This window comes from Thermus caldilimi, assembly GCF_004684245.1.
Classification (GTDB): Bacteria; Deinococcota; Deinococci; order Deinococcales; family Thermaceae; genus Thermus; species Thermus caldilimi.
In genome coordinates, this window is sequence record NZ_CP038452.1 from 748,212 (window position 1) to 770,545 (window position 22,334).

Below are 22,334 nucleotides of genomic sequence, written 5' to 3' on the forward strand. Positions count from 1 at the left end.
AAGTGTTCGGGATGGAAGGTGAGCTCTTTCTTCTCAAGGACGCCAAAGGCCGAGCCTTCCTGATTCGCCTTAAGGAGGGTGGAGTCTTTCACCACCACCGGGGCACCGTGCCTCACGAGGAAATCCGTAAGGCCGGCCCAGGGGGAAAGGTGTGGACCCACCTGGGAGAGGAACTTTCCGTCCACCACCCCACCCTGGAGGAGTACCTCCTTCACATGCGGCGTAGCGCCACCCCCACGTACCCCAAGGACGCCAGCGCCATGGTAACCCTTTTGGATCTGGCTCCGGGGATGCGGGTCCTCGAGGCGGGCACGGGCTCCGGGGGGCTCACCCTCTTCCTGGCCCGAGCGGTGGGGCCCACGGGACTCGTGGAAAGCTACGAGAAACGGCCCCAGCACCTGGCCCAGGCGGAGGCCAATGTGAAGGCCTTCTGGCAGGTGGAAAACGTGCGTTTCCACTTGGGTAGCCTGGAGGAAGCCTCCTTAGAGCCGGAAAGCGTTCACGGGGTAGCCCTGGACCTCATGGAACCCTGGAAGGTCCTGGCCAAGGCCACGGAAGCTCTTAAGCCCGATCGTTTCCTGGTGGCCTACCTCCCCAACATCACCCAGGTGCTGGAGCTGGTACAAAGGGCAGAGGGCCTGCCCCTTAAATTGGAGCGGGTCCTGGAAGTAGCCTGGCGGGAGTGGGAGATCCGGCTTCCCGTGGCCCATCCCTGGTTCCAGCAGGTGGGGCATACAGCCTTTCTGGTGGTCTTTAGAAAATGGAAGGATTGCTGATCCACGCCTTCCTGCGGGAGCTACGAAAGGAACTTCCCGCTTTAAACCTGGGCCTGGCCTTTCCCGAGGAAGGTAGCCTGGCCATCCTCCTCAAGGGTCAGTCGGGCCGTACCTTCAACCTGGTGGCCCGCTACCGCCCCCCGTCCCCCAGCCTGGCCCTGGAGGAGGGAACTCTCTTGGGAGAGCCCAAGACTCCTTTCCAGCGGCAGATCCAGGCCCGGGTAAAGGGCCCCCTGCTGGAGGCGGAGCAGATCAAGCTGGACCGGGTGGTCCTCTTCCGCTTTGCCGGGGAAAAGGGGTTCGTGGATACCCCACCCGCCACCTTGGTCCTCGAGGCCACGGGGCGGAACGCCAACCTCATCCTTTTGGATGAAGAAGGCGTGATCCTGGGGGTAGACCGCCCCATCACCCGCGAGGTGAACCGCTACCGCCAGGTGAAGCCCGGCCTGCCCTACGTGCCCCCACCCCCTTACGAGAAGCTGGATCCCAGGACCTTGACCCTGGAGGAACTCCGGGTCCTCCTGGGAAAACCCCTTAAGGAAGTGGTGCGACACGTGGATGGAATAGGGCTGGAACTCCTACGGGAGCTGGCCAAAAGGGCGGCCCTCACCCCGGAAACTCCCTTGGACGAGGCTGGCCTGGCCAGGGTTTTCCAGGCGCTAAAGGATCTTGTGGAGAATCCCTCCCTGGGCACCGCTCTTTCGCAGGAACTTCGGGAACGGTGGGCCGAGGAAGAGAAAGAGGCCTTGAGAAAACCGCTTCTCGAGGCTCTAAAGCAGGAGCAGAAAACCCTTTTGGCGAGGCTTGCCGACTACCACCGGGCCCTCGAGCGCCTGGAGGAAGCGGAAAGCTTGCGACAGAAAGCCGATCTCCTCCTGGCCCGGCTTAAGGAGGTACCTCGAGGTATGGGAAAGGCGGTTCTGGAAGGGTTTGACGGCAAACCGGTGGAAATCCCCTTGGACCCCACCCTATCTCCCCAGGAAAACGCCAAAAAGCTCTACGACCGGGCCCGCCGCCTGGAGGAGCTGGCGGAAAGGGCCCTAGAGCTCATCCCGCAAACGGAGGAGAAGCTAAAGGCACTGGAAAGGGAGATGGAGCGGGTCAGGCAGGCGGACCTCCAGGAGCTTTTGGACCTTTCCCGAAAACCCAAGGAGGGGAAGGGACCGAGGCTTGGCCTAAGGTACACCTCCCCCTCGGGCTATCCCGTCCTGGTGGGCCGGAACGCCAAGGAAAACGACCTCCTCACCCGAGCCGCCCACTCGGAGGACCTCTGGTTCCACGCCCAAGGGGTGCCGGGAAGCCACGTGATCCTCAAGGTGGAGGGGAAGAACCCTCCCCTAGAAGACCTCCTCTTTGCCGCCAGGCTCGCCGCTTACCACTCCAAGGCCAGGGGGGAAACCCAAGTCCCCGTGGACTACACCCGCAAAAAGCACGTGTGGCGGCCCAGGAAAGCGGCACCCGGCCAGGTGCTCTACACCCACGCCAAGACCCTCTTCGTGGAGGGGGCGCTTCCTCAGGAAGGAGGCGAAGGGTAAACTGGACCTTTGTGAAAAGGGTCATGTTCCACGCCAAGATCCACCGGGCTACGGTAACCCACGCAGACCTACACTATGTGGGCTCGGTCACCGTGGACCAGGATCTTTTGGACGCCGCCGGCATCCTGCCCTACGAACAGGTGGACATCTACGACATCACCAACGGGGCCCGGCTCACCACCTACGCCCTACCCGGGCCAAGGAGATCAAGGGTGGTGCAGATCAACGGGGCCGCCGCCCATCTGGTGCGCCCAGGGGACCGGGTGATCCTGGTGGCCTACGGCATCTTTGAGGAAGAGGAGGCGAGGAATCACAAGCCCACCGTGGTACTGGTGGACCAGGCAAACCGGATTCTTGAGGTGCGTCGGGGATGAGGCGGCTTCGGCTCTATCTGGAGCTCATCCGCTTCGAGCACACCCTTTTCGCTCTTCCCTTTGCCTACGGGGGGATGCTCCTGGCAGCGGGGGGCTGGCCAGGTTTCCGCACCTTTTTCCTGGTCACCCTGGCCATGGTGGGGGCCAGGACCATGGCCATGGCCCTGAACCGCCTCATTGACTGGCGCCTGGACGCCCTGAACCCCCGCACCCAAGGCCGCCACCTGCCCAAGGGTCTGGTCAAACCCTGGGAAACCCTGTTTCTAGCCCTTCTGGGCCTCCTCCCTCTGGCCTACGCGGGCCTTGCCCTGAACCCCCTCACCGCCCGGCTCCTTCCCGTGGCCGTCTTCTTCCTCACTGTCTACAGCTACACCAAGCGCTTCACCTGGCTCTGCCATTACGTGCTGGGCCTCACCATCGGGGCTGCTGCCGCAGGTGGCTGGATCGCCGTCACGGGAAGCTTCCACCCCACCGCCTACTGGCTCTGGGCAGGGGTGGGGCTTTGGATCGCAGGGTTCGACATCCTCTACGCCACGCAGGACTACGCCTTCGACCGCGCTTACGGGGTAAAGAGCATCCCGGCCCGCTTCGGCATCCCCTTGGCCCTCGGGATTGCCCGGGCCACCCACCTTACCGCCTGGCTGGCTTTCCTCCTGGCCGGCCTTAGCTACGGAGCGGGAAGCCTCTACTTTTTAGGCCTCCTCCTGGTGGGAGGGCTTCTTTTCTACGAGCACCGCCTGGTGAGCCCCGAGGATCTAAGCCGGGTGGACCTGGCCTTCTTCCAGGCCAACGTGGGGGTGAGCCTGGGCATGTTCCTTTTTATCCTCCTGGACCTCTTTCTCTGAGGGCGTTCAGGGGTAGGCTTGGGGCATGGAGGGGATTCGCAGGTCGGCGGAGAAAGCCATCCGGGAGTTTTTGGAGCTTTTCCCCATGGAGCGGGGAAGTCTCTTCGTCCTGGGGGGGTCCACCAGCGAGGTCTTGGGGGAGAAGGTGGGGACGAAGCCCAGCCTCGAGGTGGCCGAGGCCATCCTCGAGGGACTCCTTCCTCCCCTCCTCGAACGGGGGATATGGGTAGCCGTCCAGGGATGCGAGCACCTAAACCGGGCCCTGGTGGTGGAACGGGAGGCCGCCCGGGCCTTTGGCCTGGAGGAAGTGACGGTCTACCCCCACCTCAAGGCAGGGGGGAGCCTGGCCACGGCCGCCTTCCTGCGCTACCGGGACCCGGTGATGGTGGAGTCCTTGAAAGCCCAGGCCCAAGGAGGGATGGACATCGGGGGCGTCCTCATCGGCATGCATCTCCGCCCCGTGGCCGTGCCCCTGAGGCTTTCCCTGCGCCGGATCGGCGAGGCGGTGCTCCTCGCCGCCAAAACCCGGCCCAAGCTGGTGGGCGGGGCCAGGGCGGTTTACACCCGGGAGGAGATGCTCAGGAAGCTGGAAGAATATCGGCAAAAGCTTCCCTGAAAAGGGCCGCCACCCCGAAGGCCTCGTAGCGGTTGTAATAACCCATGAGGGAAAGGCGGAACACCCTGCCCTTCAAGGGCCCCTGGCCCCCGGCGATCACCGCCTGCCTTCGGGCAAAGGCCTCCTTCACCGCCCGGTAGGAAACCCCCTCGGGCAGGTAAAAGGCGGCCACCGCCGGGCTTGGTACCTCGGGTACAGGGTTTAATCCCAGCTCCACCCCAACCCGGTACAGAAGATCGTTCTGCCAGGCCTTTAAGGCCAGGTGTTCGGGAAGCTTGGGCAACACCTCCTCCAGCACCGCCGCCACCGCCCCCACGAGGTTGATGGCCGGGGTCCAGGCGCTTTCCCCCTCCCGCTGGGCCTTGAGCTCCCGGGCGAGGTCCAGGTAGTAGCCCCGGGGACGAAGGCGCTCCAGGGCCCTGGGGCCTAGGGCCACGAAGCCCAGCCCCGGCGGGCACATGAGACCTTTCTGGCTGCCGGAGGCAGCGGCGTCTACTCCCCAGGCCTCGAGGGCCACCTCCCGTACCAGCAAGCTGGTCACCATGTCCGCCCCCACCAGACCCTCGGGGTTGGCCTCCCGGAAGGCTTGGGCCAGGGCGGGAAGGTCCACCATGGCCCCGGTGGAGGTCTCCGAGTGAACCAGAAGAAGCCCTTGGTAACCCGGCCTTGCCACCTGGTCTGGACTTGGTACCTGCCCGTAAGGGAGCTCCAACCGGTCCACCTCGAGGCCCGCGCTTTCCGCAATCTCGGCGAAGCGCTCAGAGAACTTGCCGTAGACCGGTACCAAAACCCTTTCCCCAGGGGCGAAGAGGTTCAAGACCAGGGCCTCCATGGCCAGGGTGCCGCTTCCCGTGAGGATGAGCACCTCGCCCTGGGTGCGGAAGGCTTCCCGAAGAAGGCCTCGGGCCTTGAGAAAAAGCCCCCTGGCAGGCTCAGTCCGGTGGTGCAGCTGAGGGCGGGACAGAGCCTCTAGCGCCTTGGGATGAAGCCGTACAGGACCCGGTGTGAGGAGCCAGTCCATGGCAAGAGCTTAGCGCAAAACCCCCTCTACCAGCCGCTGGGTCATGCGGCCCACCAAAAGCATCAAGCCGTGGAGGATGGCTCCGGGCCTTGGCGGATCCCCAGGCACGTACACGTCCACAGGTACCACCCGGTCCACGCCGGACAGAACCTGAGGACTTCCCGCAAACACCCCTCCCGAAATGGCCTCGTTCCCCACAGCCACCACCCCTTTGGGCTCCGGCATGGCCTCGTAGGTGCGCCTTAGGGCCTCGGCCATGTTGCGGCTCACGGGGCCCGTGACCAGAAGGGCGTCCGCGTGCCGGGGCGAAGCCCCCACCTGGAACCCAAAGCGGCCCATGTCGTTAAAAGGGTTGCCAAGAAGGGCGACCTCTGAATCAGCAAGACCCGTGTCCCCGGCACTCACCTCGCGAAGGGCTAGGGTGGGTAAGCGAAGCGCTGTCCGAGGGAAAGGGGGAGGGCCTGGGTCCAGAAACCCTCCCCTTTTCAGGTCCACCCGCTGGACCAGATCCTCCTTGCGGGTCACGGCCACCTCCAGGGACCTCATCTCTCCCACGGCCTCCGGGTATACCAGGGCACACCGCCCGCATCCCACGCACCGGGCGAGGTCCAGGCTGAAAATCCCTTCCGCCTCGGCAAAAGCCTCGCCCGGGCAAAGATGGATAAGCCCTTCGCGAGCCCTCGGGGTCAAGCCCGCTGGCTTCAGCAAGGGGTAGCCAAAAGCGTGCTGGGGAACCTTCAGGATCTCCTCCAGCTTGCGGGCCAACCTGCCCACCTTAAGCGTGTGCATCAAGCTCATGGCACCCCCTAGAGGTCGCTTCCCGCATAGGACAGGTCAAAGGACTTGTTGCAAAGGGGAAAGTCCGGCAAGCCTTCCCCCCGGACCGCAAGCTCCAAAGCCCGCCAGTTCTTGAAGCTCGGGTCCACCCCCTCGGCCATGACCACCTTCCCAGCCTGCACCCGGACGAACCACACCACCTCACCCCTTCCCGCCTCCACCCGGACCAAGGCCTCACCCTCCCCCGGAGGGGGATCCAGGGCCAGAGGCCCGGCGGGAAGATGGCGAAGGAAGAAAAGGGCGTAATCGAGGGCCTTAAGGGTCTCCTCAGCATACACCTGGGCCCGGGACAGCACATCCCCTCCCTGGCGCACCACGGGGGTAAAGTCGGGGTAAAGGGGGTCGTCCTGCCTGAGGTCCCTCCCCACCCCGCTGGCCCGGGCCGTGGGGCCCACGAAACCCAGGGCCAAAGCTTCGGCCCGGCGCACCCCCCCCACATAGCGCATGCGGTCCAGCACCTGGGGATTTTTGAGGAGCCTGGGCAGCAGGCGGGCCAGCTCCTCCCGGTAGGCGGCGATGGCCTCGAGGTCCGGCTGGCCCTCCCGCCACACCCCCCCAACCCTTAGGAAGTTTCTCCCGTAGCGGTGGCCGGTTAATCGGTCCAGTTCCCCCTGCAGAAGAGCCCGTATCCGCCCTAACTGGGTAGCCCCATAGGCGTAGCCGATATCGGTGAAGAGCCCAGCCAGATGTCCCATATGGCCAAAGGCCCGCTCCAACTCCAGGGCTGCCCGGCGAAGGTACTGCGCCCGAGAAGGGGCCTCCCAGCCCAAGGCCCTTTCCCAGACCTCGGCGAAAGCCATGGCGTGGGCCACGGGCTCACTCCCCGCCCGCTCCACCAGAAGGAGCGCAGCCTCAGCCCCTTTGCCCGGAATGAGGGAGAGCAAGCCCCGGTGCTGGTAACCCAGGCGGATCTCCAGGTTCACGATCCGCTCGCCCAAAACGCTAAACCGGAAGTGCCCGGGTTCGATGATCCCCGCATGCACGGGTCCCACAGGCACCTCGTGGAGGAGGGGAAACTCCCGGAAGGTATAGGGAAGGTCGTGACGCCTGAGGGGTTTCAACCCAGGGTGCCCCACCGGCTCAAAACCCCTCTCCCAAAGGGCCCGTTCAAACCAATCCAGAGCGGGAAACTCGGCGGCCAGGCTAGGAAAGCGCCTCCTCTCACCCAAGAGGAAGGTCTCGGTGAGGCCTAAAGCACCCTTCTGGCCCCCGGGACGCTCTACCCACAGAAGCACCCGGTCTCCATAAGGGAAAAGCGCCACAGGCCTCCCCTCGCGCAGGGCCTCCCTCACTTTCTCCACAGCACCACCTCCAACCCCTTAAACACCTCCACCCCCGGGAACACGCCGAGGATCACCAGGATGCCCAGGAGCAACCACAGGATCCAGAGATCCAAGCCCTGCCCCCTAAGGGGTTTCCCCCTACCAAAGCCCATCTGGGCCATGGGAGAAAGGAGGCCAGCAAACGCCATACCCAGGCCCAAAAGGTAGAGCCCCGCCAGCCCAGGCCAGCGCATGGCCGCCTCCACCGCCTTAAACTCGGCCAAAAATAGGGGGAAGGGAGGCAGGCTCCCCAGGGCCGCCAAGGCCAGGACGTAGGGGATCCCCAAGGCCGGCAGGTGGAAGACCAACCCGCCCACCCGCCCCACCTCCTTGGCGTGCGTGAGGGACAGGATACCGCTGGCCCCCAAAAAGGCCAAGGTCTTGGCCAGGGAGTGGGCCAGGGTATGGAAAAGGGCCAGCCAGGGCAATCCCAGGCCCAAGGCGAAGACCGCCAGGCCCATGTGCTCCATGCTGGAGTAGGCGAGAAGCCTCTTGTATTCCTTCTGTCCAAAGAGGAAGAGGGCCGCAAATAAAAGGGTAAGCAGGCCAAAGGTAAGGAGCAGGCTGGAGGCAAAGGCGAAAAGCCCTGCTGCCTGCATGATGGCGGCGTAGCGGAGAAGGGCGTAAAAGGCCACGTTGAGGAGGGTTCCCGAAAGCAAGGCCGAAGCCGGCCCCGGGGCCTCGGCGTGGGCATCGGGAAGCCAGGCCTGCAAGGGGAATAGCCCCACCTTGGTCCCAAAGCCCACCAAAAGAAGGGCAAAGGCCACCTTAAGCCCCTCGGGATCGGCCTCCCCCACCAGGGACCGAACCTCTCCCCAGTCCAAGGTGGCCCCACCCACCAGGGCGTAGACCAGGATGACCCCGATGAGCCCCATGGCGATGCCCACGCTGCCCAGCATGAGGTATTTCCAGGTGGCCTCGAGGGGACGGGCTCCACCCTTGTGGTAGACCAGAAGGGCCGAGGCCAGGGTGCTCCCCTCCACGAAAACCCAGAGCATGCCCAGGTTGTGGGCCAGGTAGGCCCCATGGGCCGAGGCCAGGAAAAGGGCACCCGCCCAGTAGAAGCGCCAGGCTTCCTCCCGGGCAAAGTAGCCCCGGGCAAAAAGCGCCACCAGGGCGTAGATCAGGTTGGTCAGAAGAAGATAAAAGAGCCCTACCCCATCCAACCGGAAAGGACCCGCTGCCGTACCCAGCAGAAACGGAGCCAGAAGAAAGCTGAGGAGGGGCACGAGAACGGAAAGCCGCACCAGCAGACTGGCCTCCTTGCGGGCCAGGAAGACCACCAAGGGTAAGAGGACCAGAAGATACAGCACCATTACCCCCTTAGAGAGCGCATCCTCGCGGTATCCACATGCCCCATTTCCCCCTTAATGCGGAAGATGAGGATCCCCGCCAAAAACACGGCGGCGAAGGCATCCAAGGCCACCCCCAACTCCACGAAGAGGGGCAGGCCGTGGCTCTCGGAAAGGGCCATGAGGAAAACCCCATTCTCCAGCGCCAGGAAGCCCAGAACCTGGCTTATCGCCTTTTTTCGGCTCACCATGGAAAGGATTCCCAAAAGGACCAAGGCGAGGGCCACGGGCACCCCTTGGGGCAAGGGAGCCTCGGGTAGCACAAAGGCCTTCCCTACCCGGAAGGCCAAGGCGGTGAGGAGCCCTGCCAAGAGGAGGGAGAGGGAAACGGAGAGGTACCCCTCCACCTCGTGGCTTACCTCGAGGCGGTCGATCAGCCAGAACAGGTACCAGGGTATGAGGACCCCCTTAACCGCAAAGAGGGCCAGGCCGGCCAGCACGAAGTGGAACTCCCCTCCCGCGAGCCCGAAGGAAACCAGGGCCAAAAGGACATTCTGCAGGGCGTAGAGCCGGATGATGGCGTCCAGGCTGCGGCGGCTCACTATCAGGAACCCTGTGGCCAGAATGGCCAGGACTAAGGTGTTTAAAAGCGCCATATCGCCCCCAAAAGCGCCAGCACCCCGAAAAGGGTGTTGTACGAAAGAAAGTCCGGAAGCCTCAGGTAGCGAAGCTTTACCCCGTAGGTCTCCAGGTAGGCCAGCGCCAAAACCCAGGCCACCCCCACCCCCAGGAAGACCAGGGGCTTGAACCCTGGCAACAACAAGGCCATCAGCCCCGCATAGAAGAGCATCTTGAGCGACCCGGCAAGCTCGTACAGGGCCAGAAGAGGACCGCTATGGTCCAGAATCTGCGCCTCGTGGATCATGGTGAGCTCCAGGTGGGTGGTGGGATCGTCCACCGGCATCCTGGCTCCCTCGGCCAAAAGGCCAAGGGCGAGAGAGGCCAGGGCCAGGAGCAGCACCAAGCTGTTCTCCACCCCAAGCTCGGGTAGACCGCTCAGGGAAAACCCTTCCCCCAAGAGGACTGCCCCGGCCAAGGCCATAAGGGTCCCGGGCTCCGCCAACACCGTGACCACACCCTCCCGGTAGCCTCCCTGGGCCCCAAAACTGCTGCCCGCATCCAAGGCCGCCAGCATTGGAAAAAAGCGCCCGAGGCCCAGGAGGTAAAGGGCGAGGAGGAAGTCCCCTTTGAAGGTTGGGCCAGGGAGGATGGGCAAGAGGGCCAAGGCCCCCAGGGTTCCCAAAAGGGCCAGGATGGGCCCGAGGAGGAAAAGGGGAGTGGTGGGATGGGGCGCTATCCAGACCTTTCGCCAGAGCTTGATCAGATTTCGGTATTCCATCAGCGGGCTAAGCCCCTCCCGGTGGGTAAGCCTAGCCTTCAGCCACTTGACGCTTCCCGAAAAAAGCGGAGCCAACACCAGGGCCAAGAACGCCGTCATAGCAAGACCACCCCCAGAACCACCACCAAGGTGAGGAGTTGCAGGAGAAGGTAAAGGTGCAGGCTTCCTGACTGCAGGGTCTGCACCCAAGCCGCAAGGCGGGCGTAGATCCGCCCCACCCCGGGGTACACCTCGGCCAAGGGTTCCTCCAGACGGGGATGCTCCCCCACCTGGAGGCGAAGGAAGGGGAAAAGGCGAAGGGCCGGTTCGGCGAAGCCCAGGCCGTTGGGTTGCATCCTGGGGCTGAGGGGCTGGAAACCGCAGTCCCAGGTACCGTAGGCCCGCATGGGCATCCGGAGTAGGCCCCGGTAAAACACCCCAGCCAGAACCCCAAGAAGGATCAAGAGAAGCCCGTTGGGGTAGGTGCGAACCCCAAGGGGGTCCAGGACCAGCCCGGGCACCAAGGCCAAAAGGAGGAGGAGCCCCGCCAGCACCCCAAGACCGAGGCGCATCCCCTGGGTCCAGTGCAGGGCAGCCTCGCCTCGAGGTAGGCCCAAGAAGGCTAGCCCGTATAGGCGCACGTAGAAGTAGAGGGCCAAGGCCCCCACCAGGGCCAAGGCCCCGGCGGCCAGGGGCATCAGGAAAGGACCCTGCAAAAAGCCTTGGTAAAGCTGCCATTCCGCAAGAAAGACCGGGCCAGGAGGCAGACCCGCCCCCACCCCCATTCCCCACAAGGCGAGGGCTCCAAGTCCGGGAGCCTTGCGGAAAAGCCCACCCAAGTGGGAAATCCGCCGCTCCCCCAGGGCTCCTGCACCCAGGAAAAGGAGCCCCTTGAACAGGGCATGGGCCACCTGATGGAGGAAAAAGGCCCCCAGGAGCACGGGCATGGGCTTCAGCAAATAGGCCCCCAAGGCGGCAAGCATGAGGCCCAGGTTCTCTACGCTGGAATAGGCCAAAGCGCCCTTTAGGTCCTCTTCCCCAAGGCCCCGCACCAGGGCATACACCGCACCCAAAAGGCCCAGGAGGAGCAAAACCCACCCCACCCAGGGCGGGGGTGGACCGAACCAGTACCGGGACTGGTACAAGCCAAGAAGGCCCAGCTTGGTCATGGCCCCGGAAAGCAGGGCCGAAACCGGGCTTATGGCCACCGGGTGGGCCTGGGGCAACCAGGCGTGGAAGGGGAAGACGGCTGCCTTCACCCCGAAGCCCAAAAGAAGCCCGGCCCAGACCCAGTCAGCTCCCACATGTCCGTGCCCCAAAAAGGCCAGGTAAAGCCCAGCCCCAGAAAGGCGGCTCGCCAGGAAAAAGGCCCGGGCCCCAGCCAGGGCGTTTGGCCCCTCGAGGGCGATGAGAAAATAGCCCAAAAGGGCCATACCCTCCCACAAAAAGAGGAAGCCAAGCCCTGGGGAAGCCAAGGCCACCCCCGCCATGCTGGCCAGAAAAAGGGGAAGCAGAAGGCCATAAAGGTGCGCCTCACGGGGGTGATGGGCCAGGTAGGCAGGAAGGTAGGGAGCAAGGCCCAGGGTCAAGGCTCCGAGGAGAAAGAGGTAAAGGTAAGAAGCACCCAACCCCGAAGCCCAGCCCATACCCCCCAGCACCCCCCAAGCCAGGCCCGTCATGCCCAGGAAGAGGGAAAGCCCCCGGAAACGCCAGGGGGTCCCGGCGGATAGAAGTGCCAGGACCAAGGGCAAAAAGGTCCAAAGGGGGCTCATTCCTCCTCCCTCAGGGCTTCCAGGCGCTCCCTTTCCGCCTCGAGGTGCCGCTCAAAGATCCGCCGCCCCAGATCTAAGAAGGCGTAGACCTCCGGGTCCCGGGTGCGGTAGTAGACCATCTGCCCTTCCCTCCTGGCCTCCACCAGGCCCCGCTCCCGCAGGAGGGAAAGCTGCCTGGAAAGCACCGACTGTTCCACCCCAAGCTCCCGTTGCAGGGCGGAAACCGAGCGCTCTCCCCCCCGCAGGGCATCCAGGATGGCCAGGCGCAAGGGATGGCCCAGGGCCTTAAAGAACTCCGCCTTGTAGCGGTGGAGGGTGCTAGGCATACTTCCTCCTTTGGCTATATGCATATAGCCACATACTTTCAACCTTAAGCCTCCCCCCCGGTCCTGTCAACAGCCCCACGTGGTATCATGTCCCGCCAGCGGCCCCTTTATGCCAGACCCCATGTTTCGCCTCCGCTACCGAAGCCCAGGGCAGGAAACCCTCCTGCTTCCCCTGCCCCAAAGCCTTCCCGGGCAGAAAGTGGGGGGCCTGCTCCTCTCCCGGCGGCCCGAGGAGGTGTACGAGGCCCAGGGGAACATCCTGGCCCGCTTTTCCCTCTCCGAGGGGGAGGTCCTCGAGGTGCGCTTTCCCTTGAAGACCGAACCCCTGAAGCACCTTCCCCCCTGGGGAAAAACCCTCCTCTTTGAACCCCCGGAGGCCTGGCCCGGCATCCTGGCCCACAAAGGACACAAGGTGGAAAGGGCCTTTGGCTTTCTTCTCTCCGGCCAGCCCCACGCCTGGTACCTGGTGGACGGGCTTCCCCTGGACCCCCTCCTCTACCAAACCCTCCAGGAAAACCCCACCCACCTCCTCCCCCTGGGGGTAGCCCCCAAGCCCCCCCTCTACCTGGGGGGGCACGAGGGGAAAAGGCTTCTCCTCCTAAGAACCCCCTGGCCAGGAGGGGAGGAACCCCTGTGGCAACAGCTCCACCCCCTTGGGTTCCAACCCCTGCCCTTCCTTCGGGGCCTGGCCTTCGCCAGCCTGGGGGTTTCCGCCCTGGGCCTAGCCACCGGCCCTTGGTTCTACCTTCCCTACCTGGGGGCGCTGATCCTGCAGCAGGGGCCTGCCCTCAGAAAGCTTTTCTTGCGCACCCCGCGCCATGTTTTGGAAAGCCTTTTGTTCCATGCCTTCGCTCTTTCCGTAACGGTAAACCCCAGACCGGAGCTCGGCCTGGGGTACCTGGGCCTATTTCTCTGGAACCGCCTTAGGCCTTCCGCCGCAACTCCGAAAGAATCTCCCGAAGAAGCTTGACCTCCTCTGGCGGCTCAGGAGGAGGGGGTGGAGAAGCCTCGGCCTCCTTCTTCAGGCGCCGCTGCACCTCCTGCATGGGCCCCACCACCAGGAAGTAGATGGCCGCGCCCACCACCAGAAAGTTCGCCACGGTGTTGATGAACTTCCCCAAAGGGATGGGCCCCAGCTTGATGGCGGAAAAATCCGGCGCCCCTCCCAAAGCCCCGATCAAGGGGGTGAGGACATCCGCCGCCAAGGGGTTCACCACCTGGCCGAAGGCCCCCGATAACCACGGCCACCGACAGATCCACCACGTTGCCCCGCATGATGAAATCCCTAAAACCCTTCAACATACGTACCTCCTTGCACGTTCTCTAACGCCAAACCTGGTCCGAATCCCTGGACCCATAGCCACCCCACCCGCCCCCTTTGAAAACCTTGTGAAGAGAACCCCCGCCTGAAAGGCCAACCCCGCCCTTCCCCTGTATTCCAGACCTGGCCCACTTTGGGAAATACCCTCACCGAAGGGAGAAGCCCAGGCGGTATATAATGCCCCCGAGCCCCCGATGGGCCAAGGTCAGCCCGAAGGGCTACCTTGCGGGCTCAAAGCGTGGGGCCTAGGAGGTAAAGCATGGCCAAGGTTAGGCTGGAGCACGTTTGGAAGCGCTTCGGCAAGGTGGTGGCGGTCAAGGACTTCAACCTGGAGACCGAGGACGGGGAGTTTGTGGTCTTCGTGGGGCCTTCGGGCTGCGGCAAGACCACCACCCTGCGGATGATCGCCGGCCTCGAGGAGGTCTCCGAGGGCCGCATCCATATCGGCGACCGCCTGGTGAACGACGTCCCCCCCAAGGACCGGGACATCGCCATGGTCTTCCAGAACTACGCCCTTTACCCCCACATGAACGTCTATGAGAACATGGCCTTCGGCCTGCGCCTAAGGCGCTACCCCAAGGAGGAGATCGACCGCCGGGTGAAGGAGGCCGCCCGTATTCTCAAGATCGAGCATCTTCTAAACCGCAAACCCCGGGAGCTTTCCGGCGGCCAGCGCCAACGGGTGGCCATGGGCCGGGCCATCGTGCGGGAGCCCAAGGTCTTCCTCATGGACGAGCCCCTTTCCAACCTGGACGCCAAGCTCCGGGTAGAGATGCGGGCGGAGATCGCCAAGCTGCAACGACGGCTTGGGGTCACCACCATCTACGTGACCCACGACCAGGTGGAGGCCATGACCCTGGGCCACCGCATCGTGGTCATGAAGGATGGGGAAATCCAGCAGGTGGACACTCCCCTAAACCTCTACGACTTCCCCGCCAACCGCTTCGTGGCGGGCTTTATCGGTAGCCCCTCCATGAACTTCATCCGGGCTGGGGTGGAAGCGCAGGGGGAAAAGGTATACCTGGTGGCCCCGGGCTTCCGGGTCCGGGCCAACCCCATCCTGGCCCAGGCCCTGAGGCCCTATGCGGGCAAGGAGGTTTGGATGGGCATCCGCCCCGAGCACCTGGGCTTGAAGGGCTACACGGTGATTCCCGAGGAGGAAAACGCCATCCGGGGCGAGGTGGAGGTGGCCGAGCCCCTGGGGGCGGAAACCGAGATCCACGTGAGCGTGGACGGCACGGTCCTGGTGGCCAAAGTGGACGGCCACGCTCCGGTGAAGCCCGGGGATAGGGTGGAGCTTCTGGCCGACACCTCCCGCCTCCATGCCTTTGACGTGGAAAGCGACCAGACCATCGGCCACGCCCAGGAACGGGAAGCGGTGGCCCGCTAGGAATAGGCCTTTGGGCGGGGGATGTCCTCCCCCGCCCTTATCATGGAAGGGTGAACCGGCGGGATAAGCCCTTCATCATAGGCATCGCTGGGGGGAGCGCCAGCGGCAAAACCACCCTGGCCCGCTCCCTGGCCAAGGCCTTGGGGGAGCGGGTGGCCCTACTCCCCATGGACCACTACTACCGGGATCTTTCCCACGTGCCCTTTCCGGAGCGCCTCCAAGCCAACTACGACCACCCGGAGGCCTTTGACCTTCCCCTCTATCTTGAGCACGTGCACGCCCTTCTTTCCGGGCAGGCGGTGGAGATGCCCCTTTACGACTTCCGGGCCTATACGCGAAGCTCGAAGACGGAAAGGGTCTTGCCCGCTCCTGTGGTGATCCTCGAGGGCATCCTGGTTCTTTACCCCGAGCCCCTCAGGGCCCTTATGGACCTCAAGGTCTTCGTGGATGCGGACGCCGACGAGCGTTTCATCCGGCGGTTGGAGCGGGACGTCCAGGAACGAGGTCGTAGCCTGGAAAGCGTGGTGCGCCAGTACTTGGAAAAGGTAAAGCCCATGCACCTGGCCTTCGTGGAACCCACCAAGCGGCATGCGGACGTGATCCTGCCCGGTGGCGGGCAGAACCCGGTGGCCTTGGAGATGCTCAAGGCCAAGGCCTTGGCCCGCCTGGCGGAGATGGGGGTAGCATGAAAAGGCTCCTCCACCTTCTCCTCCTCCTGGCCCTGGTGCCCTCCCTCCTGGCCCTTCAGCCCCGCTTGCGGGCGGAGCGGCCGGGTCCCGTGGTGCTCCTCCTGGACGCAGAAGCCCTGCGGGAGGAGGCCCAAAGCCAAGGGAAAAGCCTTTTAGAGGTGCTGGAGTCCTACCGCCCCCTGGGGGTCAGAGGGGTAGCCTTCCCGGAACGATTTGTGAAGGATTGGGTGGGGCTAGGGGAGCTTATTTATCGGACCGGGAGGGAACTTTTGGAAGCGGGGCTACCCACCAAACCCAGCTGGTACTACCTCCGGGGCAACCGGGAGCTTCTTGAGCTATTACAGACGGCCTATGACCTTCCCCATGAATGGGTGGGTCCCTGGCTGGGCTTTCCCCTGGACGTCCAGGCCTTCCCCGCCTTCTACCCTTTGGACGAGATCTGGGCGGCCAAGGCTGCGGGCTTTTACGTGGCAGTCCGCCCCATCAACCAGCGTTACCGCCGCCTGGACCCTTCCCTACCCATCGTTCCCAAGGAGGCGGACGCTGTGGTCTTCGCTGGCCTCGAAGCCCTGGGCTACCCCTACCGCCTGGGGGAAGCCCGAGAGCTGATACCGGTGCCCGTGGCCCTCATCGAGGGCACTCCCCAGCCCGGCCTCGCCGCCTTTCGAGACAAGGGCATCCTCCGCCTTTTCAGCCTCCGCTACGAGTGGCAGCTCACCCTAACCCCCGAGGAGGCCGCGGACAAGTATGTGCTGGCCGCCCGGGAACGGGGCCACCAGCTCCTCTACCTCCGGCCCTACCCCTACCGCCAGGACACGGAGCGCCTCCTTAAGCGGATCCAGGAGGGCCTAAAGGCCAGCCACATTCCCCTGGGCCATCCTGGGGTCCGGGAGTTCACGCCAAGCCCCCTCCGCCTGGCCGCCTGGGTGGGGGTGGTATCGGGGCTAGGGCTTTTGGCCCTGGGGCTACCCGTGTACGGGCCGGGGGTGGCCTTCCTCCTTCTTCTCCTGGCCCTGGGGTATGCGGGAAGCCAGGCAGGAGCCCTTCTAGCCGCTTTGGTCTTTCCCGTGCTGGGCTTTCTAGGCCCCAGGAATGGCCTCTGGATGTGGCTTCGCACCCTGGGGTACGCCCTAGCCGGGACGGTTTTCCTCTCGGCCCTGGGCTCTACCCCGGAGACCCTCCTGGGGCTTCAAGCCTTCAAGGGCGTTTCCCTCACCCTCCTGGTGCCTCCCCTCCTGGTGGCCTTCAGCTTCCTGGACAGGAACTACAAGGAAACCCTGACCCGGCTTTTCCTGCACCCCCTGCGCCTGGGGGAAGTGGCCCTGGCAGGGGTGGCCCTGGCCCTCCTCCTCCTGGCCCTCCTGCGCCGGGGCAACGAGGCTCCGGTGGTGCCGGAAGTAGAGCTCAAGCTACGCAGCCTGCTGCAGGACGTGATGGTGCGCCCCCGCTTCAAGGAGGTCTTCGGCCACGCCCTCTTCCCCCTGGCCCTCCTCCTTCCCTGGCCGAAGTGGGTGCAAAACGGCCTCCTCTTCCTGGCTGCTCTCGGGGTGGCCTCCATCCTGAACACCTTCAGCCACTTCCACACTCCCCTTCCCATCTCCTTCTTCCGGGTGGTGAACGGGGCGCTTTTGGGCCTTTCCCTCGGGCTTCTCGGGGTTATGCTGGTAAGGAGGCTTCGGGCATGGTGGTTGGGGTAGCGGGGTACTACGGGTTTAAAAACGCCGGGGACGAGGCCATCCTCGAGGCCATCGCCCGGGAGCTGAAGGCCCGGGGACACCAGATTCTGGCCCTTTCCGGCGATCCTAAACAGACCGCCAAGGAGCACGGGATCCGGGCCGCCCATCGTCTAAACCCCTTGGCCCTTCTCCGGGCGGACCTCTGGCTTCTGGGGGGCGGAGGGCTTTTGCAGGATGCCACCAGCTCCCTAAGCCTTCTTTACTACCTGTCCGTGCTCCGGGCTGCCCGCTTCTTCCGCAAGAGGGTGGTGGTATTCAACCAGTCCCTCGGCCCCCTCACCCCCTGGGGGGAAAAGCAGGTGAAACGGGCCTTGCGAGGCGTGCCCATAATCCTTCGCGACCAAGATTCCTGGGAATACGCCAAGAATCTGGGCCTTTCCCCCGCCTTGGGTGCCGACCCTGCTCTCCTCCTCACCCCGCCCCCTGTAAAGCGGGAAGAGGACCTGGTCCTCGTCATTCCCCGGGCTGGGGTGGACCAGGAAGCCCTCACCAACCTCTACATCACCGCCAACCACCTGGTGCACGAGGGAAGAAGGGTGCTGGTCCTCCTCCTCCAGCCGGGATACGACGACGAGGTCATCGAGATCTTCCGCCTGCACCGGGTGGAGAAGACCGCCGATCCCAGGCGGGTCCTCTACCTGGCAGCCCAGGCAGGATACGTGATCTCCATGCGCCTGCACGGCCTCATCCTGGCCGCGGCCGCCGGCACCCCCTTCGCCGCCCTTTCCTACGACCCCAAGGTGGCCGCCTTCGCCAAGGAAACCGGGGCCTACTACCAGGAGCTCCCCGGCGACCCCATCAAGCTTTCCAAGGCCGCCATGTACGGCCGCTATCCCGACTGGGAAAAGGTGGCGGCCCTGAAGGAAAGGGCCCGGCAAAGCTTTGACCTGGCCCTGGGGGAGGCCAGCCTGGTCAAAAAGACCCACGGACGCGGTTCAAGCGGCCCCTAAGCCCCTGGGCGAAGGTCTCGAGGTCGGAAAGCGCTTCCTCCACCCCCTGCCTCAGTAGAAATTCCCCCGGGGAAAGGCGCTTGAGCACCAGGAAGGGCGGCTGGGAGAGCACCTCCACCCCCTGCCGCACCACCTCGGGGATGAGGCCTTCCTCCAGGGCCTCCGCCTCCAGGTCCGCCAGCCAAAACACCTCCCCCATGGACTTGCGGGAAAGCAAAAGGAGGAAGGCGGCAAAGGCCCCGCGCTCGGAAAGCTCGGCCACCAGCCGGTCCTCCAGGGACTCCACCGCCTCGAGGTCCACAAAACCTTCCCGAAGAAGGTCCTCCAGGTCCAAAGGCGAAAGGGGAAAGCGGGCTTTAAGGCGCACCAGGCGGCTCACCGCCTCCGGGGAAAGGTATCCCACTCCCTCCGGCACCCCTTCCTTCTGGGATTCCGGCGCCAGGATGGCCACGTACGCCCCCTGCTGGCGGTAGGACTTGAGCAAGCTGGGCTCCCCTTCCCCCAGGCGCAGCAGCACCAGAAGCACTTGGCGGCGCCCCAAGGGGGCTTTGTACACCCAAGGCGGGCCACCCTCCAGGAGGAAGCCAAGCCGCCTCAAGTCCTCGGTAACCCCAGGGGGCTCCAAGGCCCTTTGCGGCTCGTTGGGGAAAAGCACCTCCTTGGGATAGGGTGTCACCCGCACCCGCCGCTTCTCCGGCTTGGGATCCCCTGCCTCCTTGGCTTCTTTTCCGGAAGCAGTCGGCCTCGCCTCCCGCCTCTCGGGCTGGGCAGGCTCCCTGGACTCCGTCTGCCCGATCCGGGGGAGGCCCCTAGGGGTGGCCTTGAGCTCCACCTCCTCCCCGCGGAAGTGGAGAAGGATGGTCTCGTTCACGGCAAGGCGGCGCTTTTGATAGTAGGGTAGAAGCCCCCGCACCACCCCCTGTTTCCAGTCCACCTCCACCTCGTACACCTCCCCATCCTCGTCCACGAAGCGCACCCGCTCCTTGCCGAGGAGGTGCTGGCGGAGGGAGACGGTTAGGGCCATGGTGCCCGTTTGGATACAGGTGCTGGTCAACACATAACGTGCGGTCATATCACCTCCCGAGGTCCACCAAGGGACGGGGAATCCCTGAAGTGAGCATATAATACACCTCGTAGGCCACGGCAAGGGTGCGCTCCACATCCCTAAGGGCCCGGTGGGCTTCCCTGGGAGGAAGCTCCAGGACCTGGGAAAGAGCGTCCAGGCCGTAGCGCCTGAGGCCAGGCATGGCCCTTTTGGCCAGGCGGATGGTGTCCACCACCGGGTTCTCCAGGAAATAGCCCATGCCCTCAAGGGCGGGCCGCAGAAACCCCAGGTCAAAGCTGGCGTTTTGGATGACCAAGGTGGCCCCCCGCAAGAGGGGGTAAGCCTTCTCCAGAACCTCCTCGAGGGGAGGAGCCCCCTCCAGCTCCCAAGCGCGAATCCCCGTGAGCCTCTCGATAAAGGGGCTGGGAGGGCGGCTTGGGCGCACCAGGCTCTGAAAGCTTTGGCGCTCTCCCCGCCCCAGCCGCACCAAGCCCACTTCGATCACCTCGTTGAGGCCGGGGGAAAGCCCGGTGGTTTCCAGGTCCAAGACCACCACCGCCTCCCCGGGATGGGGGAAAGGGTAGTGCCACTCCCAAAGCTCCACCTCCTCCCCCAAGCGGAAGCGCCCGTCCAGCAGGGGCCGCACCACGGGCTCCACCGGACCCCTTAGCCCCAGGGCCTCCCCCAGGGCGGGAAAAGGTAAAGGCCTGCCCTCGGCCCTAAGCCTTCGGGCCAGGCGGGTGGCCAGGCGGTGGCGAAAGAAAGCCTCCACTACAAAGCCTCGCCCAAAGGGGTACGGAGGAAAGCCCGGTCGGTAGCCTCCTCAAAAGCCAAGGCCGCCCGCAGGAGGAGTTCATCCCTCCCCCAGGGAGCGAAAAGCTGAAGGCCCACGGGGAGGCCGTCCTCAAAGCCGGCGGGGAGGGATAGGGCGGGAAGGCCCGCCAGGTTAGCCCCCACGGTGTAGAGGTCCTCCCGGTACATGGCCAAGGGATCGGGCCTGCCTCCCAGGGGAAAGGCGGGATGGGGGGTGGTGGGGAGGAGGAAGAGGTCCACCTCCTGGAAAAGGGCCCGGGCCTCCGCCTTAAGCCGCCTGCGGAAGGCCTGGGCCCGGCCGTAATAGGCCTCGTAGTACCCGCTGGAGAGCACAAAGGTGCCCACCAGGATGCGGCGTTTCACCTCGAGACCCAATCGGGCCCGCGTCTCCTCCACCACCCGCCATAGCTCTTCCCCTTCGGCCCGATAGCCGAAAAGGGTCCCGTCGTAACGGGCCAGGTTGGAGCTGGCCTCCGCAGGGGCCAGGATGTAGTAGGCGTTTAGGGCCAGGGGCAAGGAAGGCCAGGACACCTCCTTCACCTGAAGGCCAAGCCCCCGGAAAACCTTCAAGGCCTGCCGCAAAGCCTCCTCCACCCCGGGGCTATTCCCGGAAAGGGCCTCCCGCACCACCCCAAGCCGCAAGGAGGGCAGGGGCTCCGCCAGGGCCTCCTGAAACCGGGGCTTCAGGTCCAGGCTGGTGGCGTCCAGGGGATCGGGACCGGAGATGGCGTCCATGACCAGGGCAAGATCTCGCACCGAGCGGGCCATGGGGCCGATTTGGTCCAGGCTCGAGGCGTAAGCGATAAGGCCATAGCGGCTTACCCGGCCATAGGTGGGCTTAAGACCATAGATCCCACAGAAGGCCGCAGGCTGGCGCACGCTTCCCCCGGTATCCGACCCCAAGGCCACAGGCGCCAGATCCGCCGCCACCGCCACCGCGCTTCCCCCGCTAGACCCCCCGGGCACCCGGGTGGGGTCGAAGGGATTCCGGCTGGGGAAAAAGGCGGAGTGCTCGGTGGAGGAACCCATCCCAAACTCGTCCAGGTTGGTCTTGCCTATGACCAGGGCGCCAAGGGCCTTTAGCCGGGCCACCGCCGTGGCCTCGTAAGGGGGCAGGAAACCCTGCAAAAGCCGGCTTCCCGCCGTGGTAGGGATGCCCTTGGTGACGATGTTGTCCTTAACGGCCACAACAAGCCCCGCAAGGGGAAGGGAAGGGTCCAGGGAACGGGCCTCCTCCAGCACCCCCTGGTTTACCGTGAGGAAGGCTCCAAGGCCTGGGTCCAAGGAGCGGATCCGCTCCAGGTAAACCTGGGCCACCTCCAGGGGAGATATCTCCCCTTGCGCCACCTTGGCGCGGATCTCGTGGGCCAACATGCCCCTACTATAGCCCGAAGTGGAGATCAAGCCAGTCCCGAAAGCCCGGGTAAGCCTCCTCCCCTCCCCTCGGCAAATAGGTGACGTCCCCGGGTTCGTGACGGAACCACGTGTACTGCCTTTTGGCGTAGGCCTTCACCGCCCGGATATCCCGGGCCAGGGCTTCCTCCAGGCTGTACGCACCCTGGAGGTATCCCACCACCTCCTTGTAGCCGATGGCCTGAAGGGCGGTGGGCATGGCGGGGTACCGCTCCAACAGGCGCTTCACCTCCTCCACCAGACCCTGGGCGAACTGGCGCCTGGCCCTTTCCTCCAGCTTGGAAAAAAGCCAGGTGCGCTCGGGCCAGAGAACCAGTTTCCTGTAGGCAAACCGGGGCGAGCGAAGGGGAAAGCGGGCAGGAGGCGTTCCCGTGCGCCTTACCACCTCCAAGGCCCGCACCAGCCTCCTGGGGTTCCTATCCACCCGCAGGGCATCCTCCGGGCTAACCCTGGAAAGCTCGGCCAACAGGGCCTCAAGACCCCTTTCCTCGAGCTCCCGCCAAAGGGCCTCTTGGACCTCTGGATCGGGCGGAGGCAGGGTGGGAAGCCCCTGGGAAAGAGCCCGGATGTAGTACCCCGTACCCCCAACCACCAAAGGTACCTTCCCCCGAGCCAAAATATCGGCGATGGCTGCCTCCGCCAGCTCCACCCAGCGCACCACGCTCAGGGCCTCGGAGGGCTCCAGGATGTCCACCAGGTGGTGGGGAACCCTTTGCCTTTCCTCCGGACTGGGCTTGTCCGTGCCGATGTCTAGGCCCCGATAGACCATGGTGGCGTCGGCGGAAACCGCCTCGAGGGGAAGCTCCTCCCCAAGCCTCAAGGCCAGGAGGGTCTTCCCGCTCCCCGTGGGGCCCGCCAGGACCGGGATCGCCTCCACATCCCT

At 64.7% G+C, this 22,334-nt stretch carries 22 protein-coding genes and 1 pseudogene; 10 read left to right on the top strand and 13 right to left on the bottom strand.

The genetic code is table 11. From position 1 onward, the window contains the following. Positions 1-11 precede the first annotated feature (11 nt). From EBI04_RS03685 to EBI04_RS03705, 5 genes are read left to right on the top strand one after another with little or no spacing between them, the layout of a single operon-like run. Positions 12-776, top strand: coding sequence for a tRNA (adenine-N1)-methyltransferase (locus EBI04_RS03685; RefSeq protein ID WP_135256091.1), 765 nt, complete (start codon positions 12-14; stop codon positions 774-776). Then, positions 761-2,311 carry an Rqc2 family fibronectin-binding protein gene (locus EBI04_RS03690; protein WP_135256092.1) on the top strand — a complete coding sequence of 517 codons (1,551 nt, stop codon included), beginning with the start codon at positions 761-763 and terminating at the stop codon, positions 2,309-2,311. Before EBI04_RS03685 ends, EBI04_RS03690 begins: the two co-directional genes overlap by 16 nt. Before the next feature lie 23 nt (positions 2,312-2,334). Further along, entirely contained in the window at positions 2,335-2,685 is a 351-nt protein-coding gene (panD, locus tag EBI04_RS03695) for an aspartate 1-decarboxylase (protein WP_135257858.1), read from the top strand. Next, the gene (gene mqnP, locus EBI04_RS03700; RefSeq protein WP_135256093.1) at positions 2,682-3,530 is read left to right on the top strand and encodes a menaquinone biosynthesis prenyltransferase MqnP; all 849 of its coding nucleotides are present in this window, start codon (positions 2,682-2,684) and stop codon (positions 3,528-3,530) included. The genes panD and mqnP overlap by 4 nt, the downstream gene beginning before the upstream one ends. 25 nt (positions 3,531-3,555) lie before the next feature. Beyond that, entirely contained in the window at positions 3,556-4,146 is a 591-nt protein-coding gene (locus tag EBI04_RS03705; RefSeq protein WP_135256094.1) for a TIGR01440 family protein, read from the top strand. On the opposite strand, the gene EBI04_RS03710 is transcribed toward EBI04_RS03705, so the two are convergent. Genes EBI04_RS03710 through EBI04_RS03745 form a run of 8 tightly spaced genes read right to left on the bottom strand, consistent with a single transcriptional unit; the run spans position 4,109 to position 12,094 of the window. Beyond that, entirely contained in the window at positions 4,109-5,167 is a 1,059-nt protein-coding gene (locus tag EBI04_RS03710; RefSeq protein WP_135256095.1) for a pyridoxal-phosphate-dependent aminotransferase family protein, read from the bottom strand. The two genes, EBI04_RS03705 and EBI04_RS03710, sit on opposite strands and share 38 nt — an antisense overlap. A 9-nt stretch (positions 5,168-5,176) precedes the next feature. Then, positions 5,177-5,965 carry an NADH-quinone oxidoreductase subunit B family protein gene (locus tag EBI04_RS03715; protein WP_135256096.1) on the bottom strand — a complete coding sequence of 263 codons (789 nt, stop codon included), beginning with the start codon at positions 5,963-5,965 and terminating at the stop codon, positions 5,177-5,179. Positions 5,966-5,973: 8 nt separating this feature from the next. Beyond that, entirely contained in the window at positions 5,974-7,305 is a 1,332-nt protein-coding gene (locus tag EBI04_RS03720; protein ID WP_135256097.1) for a hydrogenase large subunit, read from the bottom strand. Continuing rightward, positions 7,293-8,642, bottom strand: a complete 1,350-nt coding sequence (locus EBI04_RS03725) for a proton-conducting transporter transmembrane domain-containing protein (RefSeq protein WP_240695368.1) — start codon at positions 8,640-8,642, stop codon at positions 7,293-7,295. The genes EBI04_RS03720 and EBI04_RS03725 overlap by 13 nt, the downstream gene beginning before the upstream one ends. Beyond that, positions 8,642-9,274: a hypothetical protein gene (locus tag EBI04_RS03730; RefSeq protein WP_206202066.1), complete on the bottom strand. Its 633-nt coding sequence runs from the start codon at positions 9,272-9,274 to the stop codon at positions 8,642-8,644. The genes EBI04_RS03725 and EBI04_RS03730 overlap by 1 nt, the downstream gene beginning before the upstream one ends. Beyond that, complete coding sequence (locus EBI04_RS03735; protein ID WP_135256098.1) at positions 9,262-10,116, bottom strand: respiratory chain complex I subunit 1 family protein; 855 nt, start codon at positions 10,114-10,116, stop codon at positions 9,262-9,264. The genes EBI04_RS03730 and EBI04_RS03735 overlap by 13 nt, the downstream gene beginning before the upstream one ends. Beyond that, positions 10,113-11,768 (bottom strand): proton-conducting transporter transmembrane domain-containing protein, encoded by a 1,656-nt coding sequence (locus EBI04_RS03740; RefSeq protein ID WP_135256099.1) that lies wholly within the window; start codon positions 11,766-11,768, stop codon positions 10,113-10,115. The genes EBI04_RS03735 and EBI04_RS03740 overlap by 4 nt, the downstream gene beginning before the upstream one ends. After that, positions 11,765-12,094: an ArsR/SmtB family transcription factor gene (locus EBI04_RS03745; RefSeq protein WP_015717312.1), complete on the bottom strand. Its 330-nt coding sequence runs from the start codon at positions 12,092-12,094 to the stop codon at positions 11,765-11,767. The genes EBI04_RS03740 and EBI04_RS03745 overlap by 4 nt, the downstream gene beginning before the upstream one ends. 121 nt (positions 12,095-12,215) lie before the next feature. Between EBI04_RS03745 and EBI04_RS03750 the strand changes: the two genes are divergently transcribed. Then, positions 12,216-13,064, top strand: a complete 849-nt coding sequence (locus tag EBI04_RS03750) for a hypothetical protein (RefSeq protein WP_135256100.1) — start codon at positions 12,216-12,218, stop codon at positions 13,062-13,064. Here EBI04_RS03750 and mscL read toward each other — a convergent pair. Continuing rightward, positions 13,018-13,396: pseudogene (gene mscL / locus EBI04_RS03755) on the bottom strand (large conductance mechanosensitive channel protein MscL). The gene EBI04_RS03750 and the pseudogene mscL overlap by 47 nt on opposite strands. Before the next feature lie 278 nt (positions 13,397-13,674). Between mscL and EBI04_RS03760 the strand changes: the two are divergent. The 4 genes from EBI04_RS03760 to csaB are packed head-to-tail and all read left to right on the top strand — an operon-like array spanning position 13,675 to position 18,180. Next, positions 13,675-14,805: an ABC transporter ATP-binding protein gene (locus EBI04_RS03760; RefSeq protein WP_135256101.1), complete on the top strand. Its 1,131-nt coding sequence runs from the start codon at positions 13,675-13,677 to the stop codon at positions 14,803-14,805. A gap of 50 nt (positions 14,806-14,855) precedes the next feature. Beyond that, a complete protein-coding gene (udk, locus tag EBI04_RS03765) occupies positions 14,856-15,494 on the top strand; it encodes a uridine kinase (protein WP_135256102.1) in 639 nt (212 codons plus the stop codon). Beyond that, positions 15,491-17,191 (top strand): DUF5693 family protein, encoded by a 1,701-nt coding sequence (locus EBI04_RS03770; protein WP_135256103.1) that lies wholly within the window; start codon positions 15,491-15,493, stop codon positions 17,189-17,191. Before udk ends, EBI04_RS03770 begins: the two co-directional genes overlap by 4 nt. Then, positions 17,176-18,180 (top strand): polysaccharide pyruvyl transferase CsaB, encoded by a 1,005-nt coding sequence (gene csaB / locus EBI04_RS03775; RefSeq protein ID WP_135256104.1) that lies wholly within the window; start codon positions 17,176-17,178, stop codon positions 18,178-18,180. Before EBI04_RS03770 ends, csaB begins: the two co-directional genes overlap by 16 nt. Here the strand turns inward: csaB and EBI04_RS03780 are convergent. Genes EBI04_RS03780 through miaA form a run of 4 tightly spaced genes read right to left on the bottom strand, consistent with a single transcriptional unit; the run spans position 18,143 to position 22,328 of the window. After that, complete coding sequence (locus EBI04_RS03780; RefSeq protein ID WP_135256105.1) at positions 18,143-19,252, bottom strand: hypothetical protein; 1,110 nt, start codon at positions 19,250-19,252, stop codon at positions 18,143-18,145. The two genes, csaB and EBI04_RS03780, sit on opposite strands and share 38 nt — an antisense overlap. A gap of 1 nt (position 19,253) precedes the next feature. Further along, positions 19,254-19,997 carry a 3'-5' exonuclease gene (locus EBI04_RS03785; protein WP_135256106.1) on the bottom strand — a complete coding sequence of 248 codons (744 nt, stop codon included), beginning with the start codon at positions 19,995-19,997 and terminating at the stop codon, positions 19,254-19,256. Beyond that, on the bottom strand, positions 19,997-21,412 hold the full coding sequence (gene gatA, locus EBI04_RS03790) for an Asp-tRNA(Asn)/Glu-tRNA(Gln) amidotransferase subunit GatA (protein ID WP_135256107.1): 1,416 nt from the start codon (positions 21,410-21,412) through the stop codon (positions 19,997-19,999). Before gatA ends, EBI04_RS03785 begins: the two co-directional genes overlap by 1 nt. Positions 21,413-21,419: 7 nt before the next feature. Continuing rightward, positions 21,420-22,328 carry a tRNA (adenosine(37)-N6)-dimethylallyltransferase MiaA gene (gene miaA / locus EBI04_RS03795; RefSeq protein ID WP_135256108.1) on the bottom strand — a complete coding sequence of 303 codons (909 nt, stop codon included), beginning with the start codon at positions 22,326-22,328 and terminating at the stop codon, positions 21,420-21,422. Positions 22,329-22,334: the final 6 nt, after the last annotated feature.

Coding starts and splice junctions, on each gene's coding strand:
- EBI04_RS03685 (WP_135256091.1), top strand. CDS start 12: ATGGAAGGTGAGCTCTTTCTTCTCAAGGACGCCAAAGGCCGAGCCTTC.
- EBI04_RS03690 (WP_135256092.1), top strand. CDS start 761: ATGGAAGGATTGCTGATCCACGCCTTCCTGCGGGAGCTACGAAAGGAA.
- panD (WP_135257858.1), top strand. CDS start 2,335: ATGTTCCACGCCAAGATCCACCGGGCTACGGTAACCCACGCAGACCTA.
- mqnP (WP_135256093.1), top strand. CDS start 2,682: ATGAGGCGGCTTCGGCTCTATCTGGAGCTCATCCGCTTCGAGCACACC.
- EBI04_RS03705 (WP_135256094.1), top strand. CDS start 3,556: ATGGAGGGGATTCGCAGGTCGGCGGAGAAAGCCATCCGGGAGTTTTTG.
- EBI04_RS03710 (WP_135256095.1), bottom strand. CDS start 5,167: ATGGACTGGCTCCTCACACCGGGTCCTGTACGGCTTCATCCCAAGGCG.
- EBI04_RS03715 (WP_135256096.1), bottom strand. CDS start 5,965: ATGAGCTTGATGCACACGCTTAAGGTGGGCAGGTTGGCCCGCAAGCTG.
- EBI04_RS03725 (WP_240695368.1), bottom strand. CDS start 8,642: ATGGTGCTGTATCTTCTGGTCCTCTTACCCTTGGTGGTCTTCCTGGCC.
- EBI04_RS03730 (WP_206202066.1), bottom strand. CDS start 9,274: ATGGCGCTTTTAAACACCTTAGTCCTGGCCATTCTGGCCACAGGGTTC.
- EBI04_RS03735 (WP_135256098.1), bottom strand. CDS start 10,116: ATGACGGCGTTCTTGGCCCTGGTGTTGGCTCCGCTTTTTTCGGGAAGC.
- EBI04_RS03740 (WP_135256099.1), bottom strand. CDS start 11,768: ATGAGCCCCCTTTGGACCTTTTTGCCCTTGGTCCTGGCACTTCTATCC.
- EBI04_RS03745 (WP_015717312.1), bottom strand. CDS start 12,094: ATGCCTAGCACCCTCCACCGCTACAAGGCGGAGTTCTTTAAGGCCCTG.
- EBI04_RS03750 (WP_135256100.1), top strand. CDS start 12,216: ATGTTTCGCCTCCGCTACCGAAGCCCAGGGCAGGAAACCCTCCTGCTT.
- EBI04_RS03760 (WP_135256101.1), top strand. CDS start 13,675: ATGGCCAAGGTTAGGCTGGAGCACGTTTGGAAGCGCTTCGGCAAGGTG.
- EBI04_RS03770 (WP_135256103.1), top strand. CDS start 15,491: ATGAAAAGGCTCCTCCACCTTCTCCTCCTCCTGGCCCTGGTGCCCTCC.
- csaB (WP_135256104.1), top strand. CDS start 17,176: ATGGTGGTTGGGGTAGCGGGGTACTACGGGTTTAAAAACGCCGGGGAC.
- EBI04_RS03780 (WP_135256105.1), bottom strand. CDS start 19,252: ATGACCGCACGTTATGTGTTGACCAGCACCTGTATCCAAACGGGCACC.
- gatA (WP_135256107.1), bottom strand. CDS start 21,412: ATGTTGGCCCACGAGATCCGCGCCAAGGTGGCGCAAGGGGAGATATCT.